We start from the raw sequence: 10,761 nt of genomic DNA on the forward strand, positions 1-10,761 counted from the left end.
GCTCCTGCCCCTGCCGCTCCCGCGCCGGCAGCCGCCGCACCCGCGGCCCCGCCCGCGTCACAGCCCTCGGGCGATGTCGCGGCGCCCGGCGCTCCCCGCCCGGGCGGCGCACCGCGTCCCGGCAACAACCCGTTCTCCAGCTCGCAGGGCATGGGTCAGCGTCCCGCCGGCCCGCGCCCGGGCAACAACCCGTTCGCGAGCGCGCAGGGCATGGGCCAGCGTCCGAGCCCGAGTCCCGGCAACATCCCGCGTCCGCAGGCGCCGCGTCCCGGCGCGCCGCGTCCGGGCGCTCCCGGCGCCCGTCCCGGCGGTCCCGGTCGTCCCGGCGGGGCAGGTCGCCCCGGTGGCGCTCCGTTCCAGCAGCGTCCCGGCGGCCCCGGTCGTCCCGGCGGTGCCGGTGGCGGGTTCCAGCGGCCCGGTGGCGCGCCCGGTGGTGCACCCGCCGGCGGTTTCGCCGGTCGTCCCGGCGGTGGCGGCGGTCGTGGGCGCGGTCCCGGCGGTGGCACGGCCGGAGCGTTCGGCAAGGGCGGCGGCAAGTCCAAGCAGCGCAAGTCGCGCAGGGCGAAGCGTCAAGAGTTCGAGATGCGGGATGCACCGGTCGTCGGCGGCATCAACGTCTCGCGCGGCAACGGCGAGATCATCCGCATGCGCCGCGGCGCATCGATCTCGGACTTCGCCGACAAGATCGAGACCCTGACCGGCTACACGGTCCAGCCCGGAACCCTGGTCACCATCCTGTTCAATCTCGGTGAGATGGCTACGGCGACCGAGTCGCTGGACGAGGCCACGTTCGAGGTGCTCGGTGCCGAGCTCGGCTACAAGATCCAGATGGTCTCGCCCGAGGACGAGGACAAGGAGCTCCTGGAGGGCTTCGGTCTCGACCTCGACGCCGAGCTGGAGAACGAGAACGAGGAAGACCTCGAGATCCGTCCTCCGGTCGTGACCGTGATGGGTCACGTCGACCACGGTAAGACCAAGCTGCTCGACGCGATCCGCCAGACGAACGTGGTCGCGGGCGAAGCCGGCGGAATCACCCAGCACATCGGTGCGTACCAGGTCTGGACCGAGCACGACGGGCACGAGAGGGCGATCACCTTCATCGACACGCCCGGTCACGAGGCGTTCACCGCCATGCGTGCCCGTGGTGCGCAGGTGACCGACATCGCCATCCTCGTGGTCGCCGCCGACGACGGCATCATGCCGCAGACGGTGGAGGCGCTCAACCACGCCCAGGCGGCGGGAGTGCCGATCGTGGTCGCGGTCAACAAGGTCGACAAGCCCGACGCCAACCCGGCCAAGGTGCGCCAGCAGCTCACCGAGTACGGGCTGGTCGCCGAGGAGTACGGCGGCGACGTGCAGTTCGTGGACGTCTCGGCTCGCGCAGGCACCGGCATCCAGGATCTCCTCGACGCCGTCCTGCTGACCGCGGATGCCGGTCTGGACCTGACCGCCAACCCGAACAAGGCCGCGCGCGGCGTCGCCATCGAGGCGAAGCTCGACAAGGGCCGCGGTTCGGTCGCGACCGTGCTGATCCAGTCCGGTACGCTCCGGGTCGGTGACGCCATCGTCGCCGGAACCGCGTACGGTCGCGTGCGTGCCATGGCCGACGAGAACGGCGAAGCCGTTCTCGAGGCATGGCCGTCCCGTCCCGTGCAGGTGCAGGGTCTGAACTCGGTGCCTCGCGCCGGTGACACCTTCATCGTCACCGAAGAGGATCGCCTGGCCCGCCAGATCGCCGAGAAGCGCGAAGCCGCCGAGCGCAACGCTCAGCTGGCCAAGGCTCGCAAGCGCATCTCGCTCGAGGACTTCACCCGCGCTCTCGAAGAGGGCAAGGTCGAATCGCTCAACCTCATCATCAAGGGCGACGTGTCGGGTGCCGTCGAGGCGCTCGAGGAATCGCTCCTCAAGATCGAGGTCGACGACTCGGTGCAGCTGCGGATCATCCACCGCGGTGTCGGTGCCATCACCGAATCCGACGTGAACCTGGCGACGATCGACAACGCGATCATCATCGGATTCAACGTCCGCCCCGACACGAAGGCGCGCGAGCGCGCTTCGCGCGAGGGTGTGGACACGCGGTTCTACTCGGTCATCTACAACGCGATCGACGACGTCGAGCAGTCCCTCAAGGGCATGCTCAAGCCGGAGTTCGAAGAGGTGCAGTCGGGCGTGGCCGAGATCCGAGAGGTGTTCCGCTCCTCCAAGTTCGGCAACATCGCGGGTGTCATCGTCCGCTCCGGCACGATCACGCGCAACGCCAAGGCGCGCGTCATCCGCGATGGCGTCGTGGTCGCCGATGGCCTGGCCATCGAGTCGCTGCGTCGGTTCAAGGACGACGTCACCGAGGTGCGGACGGACTACGAGGCCGGAATCGGACTCGGCAAGTTCAACGACATTCAGATCGGTGATGAGATCGAGACCACAGAGCTCGTCGAAAAGCCGCGCTCCTAGAGCCCACTCCGGTTCCGGACGCCACGCTGCCCAGTGCGGCGTCCGGAACCGTCGCCGGCGCAGGCCGGCACCTCACTCGCCTGATTTGGGAGGGCAACAATGGCTTCTGAACGTCAAGCTCGGCTCGCCGACCGCATCCGCGTCATCCTGGCCGAGCGGATCGAGCGGGGTCTGCGCGACCCGCGGCTGGGGTTCGTCACGATCACCGACGTGAAGGTGACCGGAGACCTGCAGCACGCCTCGGTGTTCTTCACCGTCCTCGGCGACGCCGAGGAGCGCGCGGCATCGGCGGAGGCGCTGAAGTCCGCGACCGGGATGCTGCGCAGCGAGGTGGGCAAGCAGCTCAACGTGCGGCTCACTCCGTCGCTCGAGTTCATCCCGGACGCGATTCCGGAGAACGCCGACCACATCGCGGCGCTGCTGCGTGAGGCGCGGGAGCGCGACCAGGCCGTCGCCGGCCTCGCGGCATCCGCTCAGTACGCGGGCGAGGCCGATCCCTATGTGAAGCCGCGCGAGTTCGACGAGCTCGATGAACTCGACGAGGCGCAGGCCGAAGCCGACCTCGAGGGTGTCGAGCGCACCGAAGGCTGAGCAGTCGGCGCGCTCACAGCGGCAGGCGTGCTCGTCCGTCGATCAGCTCGATGAGCCCGTCGTCGGCGAGTGATGTGATCGCGCGGTCGCGCTGGAGCCCGTCCGCCCAGTCGGCGATCAGCTCCTCCGCGCGGATGCCGAAGGCCGAAGCATCCCGCAATGATCTGAGCACCGCACCGCGCGCCTGCCGGTCGCTGCCGTCGTAGCGCGCCTGCCGCCGTCGTAGGTCGCCGGTGTCCGGGTAGCCGGCCGCGCGCCAGGCGCACGCAGCGGTGATCGGGCAGATCTCGCAGTGCGGGACGCGCGCGGTGCACACCGTCGCCCCGAGTTCCATGGTGGCGGCGTTGACGACGGCGGCCTCCGTCCGATCGTCGGGCAGGAGGGCGTCCATCGCGGCGAGGTCGGATCGCGACGGCGGCCCGGGCTGCGATCGTCCGTCGATCGCGCGCGCGAGCACGCGCCGCGTGTTGGTGTCGACGACCGGATGCCGGTCGCCATAGGCGAACACGGCCACCGCGCGCGCCGTGTAGTCGCCGATCCCGGTCAGGGCGAGCAGCGCGTCGACGTCGCGCGGGACCACCCCCGCGTGCCGGTCGCGGACCTCGACCGCTGCACGATGCAGCCAGAGCGCGCGCCGCGGGTAGCCGAGATTCGCCCACTGCCGCACCGCTTCGGCCGGAGTGTCGGCGGCCAGAGCGGTCGGCGTCGGCCACCGGGCCAGCCACGCCTTCAGGTGCGGGACCACCCGGTTGACCGGCGTCTGCTGCAGCATGAACTCGCTGACGAGTACGCCCCACGCACCGTATTCCGGATGCCGCCACGGCAGGTCCCGGGCGTTCCGCCGGAACCACGCGATGAGCGGCGCGGCGACTTCGGGCATGCGGATCAGCCTAGGCGCGTGCATCGCATCACGGTTCGATTCCGAACGCTTCGCGCGCGCAGGCGGTCGATGCAGCGACCCGTAGGCTGATCTGGATCCCCTCGAAAGGCACTTCATGCGGCGACCGGCATATACGGTTTCATTTCTCGTGTCGGCATTCCTGCTCGCCGGCTGCGCGACAGCGTCCGGGACGGCTGCGCCGACCGCGGAGCCGACATCCACGGCGGCTCCGTCGATGATCACGCCGACGCCGACGTTGACGGCGTCGCCGACGCCGACGCCGACGGAGGACCCCGCCGACCCCTCGACGTGGCTCATCACCGAGGAGGGGATCGGCCCGATCACGGTGAATGCTCCGTTCTCGGATGGTGTCGCCCGACTGCCCACGGCGGTCGAGCGCGATCCGGAGATCTGTCGGCATTCGGTGTGGTGGAAGGATGCGAACGGCGACCAACTCGTTGTCGTCCGCGACCCGTCGACCGACGACGCGGGCCCGCTCGAACTCGTATTCTGGGCGGACTGGGTCGAGCCATATGCGGTCGGAGGACCGCGGACGGCGGCCGGCATCGGTGTCGGGTCGACCGTGGATGAGGTTCGGGCGGCCTACCCGGAAGCGACCGAAACCACGCAGCAGTCGGCGCCGGATATCCACTACATCGTGGTGGACTCGATGTTCTTCTACTACCGCGAGCCATCGCCTGTGATCAGCTCGGTGTGGGTGACGAACGCGGAACAGCCTCCGTACGAGATCTGCGGCTGATCCGCCAGCCGTAGGCTGGAAGCGTGCGCCTCCCGAACACACCCGCGACCACGCTGATGCGTGAACTGCGCGACGAGGTCCGTCAGCACTATCGCGGCGGCCGCATCATGATCGCGGTCGACGGCATCGACGGCGCCGGCAAGACAGCCTTCGCCGATGCCCTCGCCGAAGTGTTCGCCGAGGATGGCTCGGCGGTGTTCCGCGCATCGATCGACGACTTCCACCGCCCTCGGATCGAGCGCTTTGCGCGTGGACGACGGTCGCCGGAGGGCTACTACCGAGACTCGTACGACTACGCGACGTTCCGACGCGTGCTGATCGACCCGTTCCGCGAGGGTGCCCAGACCGGCGGGACCACCGGGTTCCAGCTCGCGGCCTTCGATCTGCGCCGAGACACCCCGGTCGAGGCGGCGTGGACGACGGCCCCGCGGGACGCGGTGCTCATCGTCGACGGGATCTTCCTGCTGCGCCCCGAGCTGCGCGGGCTCTGGCACTGGTCGGTCTGGCTCGACGTGCCCGTCGATGTCGCCTTCCAGCGCATGGCTCTGCGCGACGGATCCGACCCGAGCCCCGCCGCGTCGTCGAACGCGCGCCACCGCGAAGGCCAGGAGCTCTATCTGAAGGAGGCGCAGCCGCGCGCGGAGGCGTCCGCGATCGTCGACAACGGCGACCTCGCCCACCCGCGCCGGGTGTTCCAGGACTCCTGCTGATGCCCGCACCCGGGGTGCTGCTCGTCGACAAGCCGGGCGGGATGACGAGCCACGACGTCGTCGCGCGCGCGCGCCGGGCGCTCGGCACGCGCAAGATCGGCCATGCGGGCACGTTGGATCCGATGGCGACGGGCCTGCTGATCCTCGGCGTCGAGGCGGCGACCCGGCTGCTGACGTTCATCGTCGGCCTCGACAAGACGTATGCCGCGACGATCCGTCTCGGCGCCACGACAGACACGGATGACGCCGACGGCACGGTTCAGACGGTGACGGATGCCGGGGCGGTGACCATTCCGGCAGTGACGGCCGAGATCGCCGATCTGACAGGTGAGATCTCCCAGGTGCCCAGTCGCGTCTCGGCGATCAAGGTCGGCGGTCGACGCGCGTACGATCTGGCGCGCGCGGGGGAGGAGGTCGAACTCGTCGCGCGGAGGGTGACGGTGTCGCGGTTCGAGGTGATCCATGCGGAGCGCCCGGAGTCAGCGGCCGGCCGCTTCCTGGATCTCGATGTCGTCGTCGATTGCTCGAGTGGCACCTATATACGCGCACTCGCACGCGACCTCGGGTCCGCACTCGGTGTCGGAGGCCACCTGACGGCGCTGCGGCGCACCCGCATCGGTCCGTTCGGTGTCGAAGGCGCGTCATCTCTGGATGAGCTCGCCCACGCCCGGCTGCGCAACCCCGCGGACGTGGCCGCAGCCGTGCTCGGCACGTTCCCCGTGTCGAACGACGAGGCACGGGAACTGCGTCACGGCAAGCGACTCCCCGGCGCCGCAGCCCGCCTCGGCGGTGGCCCGGCCGCGGCGATCGATCCCACCGGCGTGCTCGTGGGGATCGTGGAGCGACGTGGCGACGACGTGAAGAGCGCCATGAACCTCCCCGCGGAGGCGTCGTCATGATCCTGTGGTTCACCCTCGCGCAGGTGTTCGTCGCGGTGGCGGCCGGACTGCTCTGCGTGGTGCTCGGCCTCGCCGGGCGGCGTCCCAGCGACCTCAGCGTCGGCGCTCTCGCACTCGTCGAGCTCCTGCTGATCGTGCAGATCATCATCGCGATCGTCGCTCCGTGGGCGGGCAATCCGCCGACGGGGAGTCTGCTGGAGTTCTGGGTGTACCTGGTCTCGGCAGCCCTCATCCCGCCTTCCGCGGTCGCCTGGGCGCTGCTCGAACGCAGCCGATGGAGCACGTTCATCCTGGGCATCGCGGCCCTCGCGATCGCGGTGATGGTGTGGCGGATGCAGGCGATCTGGACGATCCAGATCGCCTGACCCAGCCCGTATGATCAGACAGTCATGTCGTCGAGAACCCGCCCCCGCATGACCGGGATCGGCCGTGTGCTCGTGATCGTCTACGCGATCATGGCGCTCGCCGCCACCGGCCGCTCCTTCGTTCAGATCGTGCAGCGTTTCGACGAGGCGCCGCTGGCGTATTCGCTGTCCGCGGCATCCGCAGCCGTGTACATCCTCGCCACTCTCGCGCTGATCTTCGCGGGCTCCCGCGGGTGGTACGTCACCGCCTGGGTCGCGATCTGCTTCGAGCTGGCGGGTGTGCTCGTGATCGGCACCCTGAGTCTGCTGCTGCCCGACCTGTTCGCGCATCCGACGGTGTGGTCGTGGTTCGGCATGGGCTACCTGTTCGTTCCGCTGGTACTGCCCTTCTTCGGAATCTGGTGGCTCGCCACGCATCCGCCGGTCGATGCGAGGGCCGCGCCGGAGCTGCACAGCGCTCAGGTGCGCCCGTGATCGTCTTCCGCGATCCGTCCGATGTGCCCGCCGGCTTCGGCCCGTCCGTCGTCGCGATCGGCAAGTTCGACGGCGTCCACTCCGGCCACCGCGCGGTCCTGGATCGTGCGCGCGTGGACGCCGCGACCAGCGGCGCCCGCGTCGTCGCGGTCACCTTCGATCGCAACCCACTCGCCTTGCTGCGGCCTGAGATCTGCCCCGTCGACCTCATCGGCGTGCACCAGAAGATCCAGCTGCTGGCCGAGACCGGCATCGACGCGACACTGGTGCTGCGGTTCGACCGGGAGCTGGCCGACCTCACTCCTGGTGAGTTCGTTCATCGCGTGCTGGTGGACGCGCTCTCCGTGCGAACGGTCCTCGTCGGCGGCGACTTCCGATTCGGGCGCGGCGGCGCGGGAAACCCCGACGTCCTGCGCGAGCTGGGCGCCGAGTTGGGCTTCGACGTCGACGTCGTCGACGACGTGCGCGCGATCGACGCGGGCCGACGCGTCTCGTCGACGTGGATCCGCGAACTGCTCGGTGACGGCGACGTCGAGACGGCTGCGAAGCTCCTCGGCCGCCCGGCATCCGTGTGGGGCGAGGTCGTTCAAGGGCTCAAGCGGGGGCGCGAGCTCGGTTTCCCCACCGCAAACCTGTCGCCCGACCTGGAGGGCTTCGTGCCGGCCGACGGGATCTACGCGGGCTGGCTCGTCGATCAGGGCTCCGCCGACGGGCTGCGCCGCGGTGCGCGCTACCCTGCTGCCATCTCGGTCGGGATGAATCCGACGTTCGACGACGTGGCCGTCCGGCAGGTCGAGGCGTATGTGCTCGACGAAACCGATCTGGACCTCTACGGCCGCGAGGTCGAGATCCAGTTCGTCGCGCGCATACGCGGGATGGCCGCGTTCGAGGGCGTCCACGCGCTGATCGCGCAGATGACCGACGACGTCGAGCGCGTCCGGGCAGCCCTCGCCTGAAGGGCCATCCGCACGCCGTAGACCGGCCGGTCGGTGCACCCTACGATCGGTGGGGTGGAACCCCTGATTCTGCTCCTCGCGGCGGTCGACGCTGCGCCGCCGAAGCCTGTGAACCTGTGGGGCGCGCTGGGGTGTGCCGTCGCCTACTCCGCCGCGCTGCTGGCGACCCTCGACGGGTTCGCGGACCTCATCCTGGCCCGCGACGACGCCCCGGCGGGGCGCGTTCCGGCGGGGGTAGGCTTGAAGCTCGGATCGAAGCTCGCCGCAGCCGCGATCGCCGTGATCTCGGCGGCGATGGTCCTCGCCCTGGACTCGAACTGGTTCGCGTTCACCGCGCTGACGATCGCCTTCCTGGTCGTCGTCGGGCTCGGTGTGATCGTGATGCTGCGACACCGGCGGGTGACATCCGATTCCGGTCCGCAGTCCAGGCGGTGAGCGACTCCGCCCTCGCAGACCGCAGATCGGGGCAGACCTTCGCGGGAGCGCCGAGGAGAAGGAGAAAGCCATGAGTCGGACCGATCTGCAGACACTGCCCGAACGCGCGGTCGATCTGCTCGGCGGCGAGCCGGACGACACCACCCTGCGCCGGTACCTCCACGGGCTCGCCGGGGTCGATGCCGTCGGGCTCGAGCAGCGCGCTGCCGGACTGGGCACGCGCTCCATCAAGACGACGTCGAAGGCGTGGGCGCTCGACAAGATCATCGGCCTGATGGACTTGACGACGCTCGAGGGCGCCGACACGCCGGGCAAGGTGCGCTCGCTCGTCGCGAAGGGCCTGAAGCCCGACGCCGCGGACCCGACGTGCCCGCGAGTGGCAGCGGTGTGCGTCTACGGGGACATGGTTCCGCATGCCGTCGCCGCGCTCGGCGCCGCACACGGCGATCCGGACGACGGGCTCGTGTCGGTGGCCGCGGTCGCGACGGCCTTCCCGAGCGGTCGCGCGTCGCTCGAGGTGAAGCTGGCCGACACCGCGGATGCGGTCGCCGCCGGCGCGGACGAGATCGACATGGTGATCGACCGCGGCGCGTTCCTGGCGGGCCGCTACGGTCTGGTGTTCGACCAGATCGCCCGCGTCAAGCAGGCGTGCCGCCGAGACGATGGGACCTACGCGTCGCTCAAGGTGATCCTCGAGACGGGCGAGCTGAACACATATGACAACGTCAAGCGCGCATCGTGGCTCGCGATCCTCGCCGGCGGGGACTTCATCAAGACCTCCACCGGCAAGGTCCAGCCCGCCGCGACGCTGCCCGTCACCCTCCTGATGCTCGAAGTCGTCCGCGACTGGCATCGCGCGACCGGCGAGAAGATCGGCGTGAAACCAGCCGGCGGCATCCGTACGTCCAAGGACGCGATCAAGTATCTGGTGACGGTCGCCGAGACGGTGGGCGAGGAATGGCTGCAGCCGCACCTCTTCCGCTACGGGGCGTCCAGCCTGCTGAACGACGTGCTGCTGCAGCGGCAGAAGCTTCGGACCGGGGCATACTCCGGCGCCGACTACGTGACGATCGACTGAGAGACGAACCATGAGCTTCCTCGAGTACGCGCCCGCGCCCGAGTCGCGCAGCATCCTGAACCTGCGCGACGGATACGGCCTCTTCATCGACGGCGATTTCGTCGAGGGGACGGGCAAGAGCTTCGCCACGATCTCGCCCGCCGACGAATCCCACATCGCCACGATCTCGGCAGCGAGCGAGGCGGACGTCGATCGCGCGGTCGCCGCCGCACGCCGCGCGTACGACAAGACCTGGTCCAAGATGAGCGGCCGCGACCGCGGGAAGTACCTCTTCCGCATCGCACGCCTCGTGCAGGAGCGGGCGCGCGAGCTCGCGGTCGCCGAGAGCCTCGACAACGGCAAGCCGATCAAGGAGAGCCGCGACGTCGACGTGCCGCTCGTGGCCGCATGGTTCTTCTATTACGCCGGATGGGCGGACAAGCTCGACTACGCCGGCCTCGGCGCCAGCCCGCGGGCACTCGGCGTCGCGGGCCAGGTCATCCCGTGGAACTTCCCCCTGCTGATGCTCGCGTGGAAGATCGCACCGGCCCTCGCGGCGGGCAACACCGTCGTGCTCAAGCCCGCCGAGACCACTCCGCTGTCGGCTCTGGTCTTCGCCGAGATCCTGCAGCAGGCCGACCTGCCTCCCGGCGTCGTGAACATCCTCACGGGTGCCGGCGAGACCGGCGCCGCCCTGGTCTCACATCCGGACGTCGACAAGGTCGCCTTCACCGGGTCCACCGCCGTGGGCCGCGCGATCGCGAAGGAGGTCGCCGGCTCCGGCAAGAAGCTCACGCTCGAGCTGGGCGGCAAGGCCGCCAACATCGTCTTCGACGATGCGCCCGTCGACCAGGCGATCGAGGGCATCGTCAACGGCATCTTCTTCAACCAGGGCCACGTCTGCTGCGCCGGCAGCCGACTGCTCGTGCAGGAGAACGTGCACGACGAGGTCATCGACCGGCTCAAGCAGCGGCTGTCGACGCTGCGCCTCGGCGACCCGCTCGACAAGAACACCGACGTGGGGGCCATCAACTCGGCGGCGCAGCTGCAGCGCATCGAGGCGCTCGTCGACGCGGGCGAGCGCGAGGGAGCGACGCGCCGCACGATCGCGTGCACCCTGCCCGAGCGCGGCTACTGGTTCGCGCCCACGCTCTTCACCGGCGTGGCGCCCGTCAACCGCATC

The 10,761-nt window shown here is 69.9% G+C and carries 12 protein-coding genes; 11 read left to right on the forward strand and 1 reads right to left on the reverse strand.

Annotation, left to right across the window (positions count from 1 at the left end):
- Together infB and rbfA are read left to right on the forward strand one after the other, a co-directional pair.
- Positions 1 to 2,451 (forward strand): translation initiation factor IF-2 (infB, locus tag VFX99_RS14830; protein WP_329667064.1); only part of this gene is annotated, 2,451 nt, incomplete at its 5' end.
- A 99-nt stretch (positions 2,452 to 2,550) separates the two neighbouring features.
- Positions 2,551 to 3,042 carry a 30S ribosome-binding factor RbfA gene (rbfA, locus tag VFX99_RS14835; RefSeq protein WP_329667065.1) on the forward strand — a complete coding sequence of 164 codons (492 nt, stop codon included), beginning with the start codon at positions 2,551 to 2,553 and terminating at the stop codon, positions 3,040 to 3,042.
- Between the two features lie 13 nt (positions 3,043 to 3,055).
- Here the strand turns inward: rbfA and VFX99_RS14840 are convergent, their stop codons facing one another.
- Positions 3,056 to 3,922, reverse strand: a complete 867-nt coding sequence (locus tag VFX99_RS14840) for an A/G-specific adenine glycosylase (RefSeq protein WP_329667066.1) — start codon at positions 3,920 to 3,922, stop codon at positions 3,056 to 3,058.
- Positions 3,923 to 4,070: 148 nt separating this feature from the next.
- On the opposite strand from VFX99_RS14840, the gene VFX99_RS14845 reads away from it, so the two are divergent.
- The 9 genes from VFX99_RS14845 to VFX99_RS14885 form a co-directional block, all read left to right on the forward strand.
- On the forward strand, positions 4,071 to 4,682 hold the full coding sequence (locus tag VFX99_RS14845) for a hypothetical protein (protein ID WP_329667067.1): 612 nt from the start codon (positions 4,071 to 4,073) through the stop codon (positions 4,680 to 4,682).
- 23 nt (positions 4,683 to 4,705) lie between these two features.
- A complete protein-coding gene (locus VFX99_RS14850) occupies positions 4,706 to 5,392 on the forward strand; it encodes a uridine kinase (protein ID WP_329667068.1) in 687 nt (228 codons plus the stop codon).
- The gene (gene truB / locus VFX99_RS14855; protein WP_329667069.1) at positions 5,392 to 6,291 is read left to right on the forward strand and encodes a tRNA pseudouridine(55) synthase TruB; all 900 of its coding nucleotides are present in this window, start codon (positions 5,392 to 5,394) and stop codon (positions 6,289 to 6,291) included. Before VFX99_RS14850 ends, truB begins: the two co-directional genes overlap by 1 nt.
- The gene (locus VFX99_RS14860) at positions 6,288 to 6,656 is read left to right on the forward strand and encodes a hypothetical protein (RefSeq protein WP_329667070.1); all 369 of its coding nucleotides are present in this window, start codon (positions 6,288 to 6,290) and stop codon (positions 6,654 to 6,656) included. The genes truB and VFX99_RS14860 overlap by 4 nt, the downstream gene beginning before the upstream one ends.
- A gap of 24 nt (positions 6,657 to 6,680) precedes the next feature.
- A complete protein-coding gene (locus tag VFX99_RS14865) occupies positions 6,681 to 7,130 on the forward strand; it encodes a hypothetical protein (RefSeq protein ID WP_329667071.1) in 450 nt (149 codons plus the stop codon).
- On the forward strand, positions 7,127 to 8,086 hold the full coding sequence (locus VFX99_RS14870; RefSeq protein WP_329667072.1) for a bifunctional riboflavin kinase/FAD synthetase: 960 nt from the start codon (positions 7,127 to 7,129) through the stop codon (positions 8,084 to 8,086). Before VFX99_RS14865 ends, VFX99_RS14870 begins: the two co-directional genes overlap by 4 nt.
- 54 nt (positions 8,087 to 8,140) lie before the next feature.
- Positions 8,141 to 8,521 (forward strand): hypothetical protein, encoded by a 381-nt coding sequence (locus VFX99_RS14875; protein ID WP_329667073.1) that lies wholly within the window; start codon positions 8,141 to 8,143, stop codon positions 8,519 to 8,521.
- Positions 8,522 to 8,591: 70 nt separating this feature from the next.
- A complete protein-coding gene (gene deoC, locus VFX99_RS14880; protein WP_329667074.1) occupies positions 8,592 to 9,599 on the forward strand; it encodes a deoxyribose-phosphate aldolase in 1,008 nt (335 codons plus the stop codon).
- 10 nt (positions 9,600 to 9,609) lie between these two features.
- A partial coding sequence (locus VFX99_RS14885) for an aldehyde dehydrogenase family protein (protein WP_329667075.1) occupies positions 9,610 to 10,761 on the forward strand: 1,152 nt, incomplete at its 3' end.

Origin of the sequence: Microbacterium sp. (assembly GCF_036277215.1) — a bacterium.
Taxonomy (GTDB): domain Bacteria; phylum Actinomycetota; class Actinomycetes; order Actinomycetales; family Microbacteriaceae; genus Microbacterium.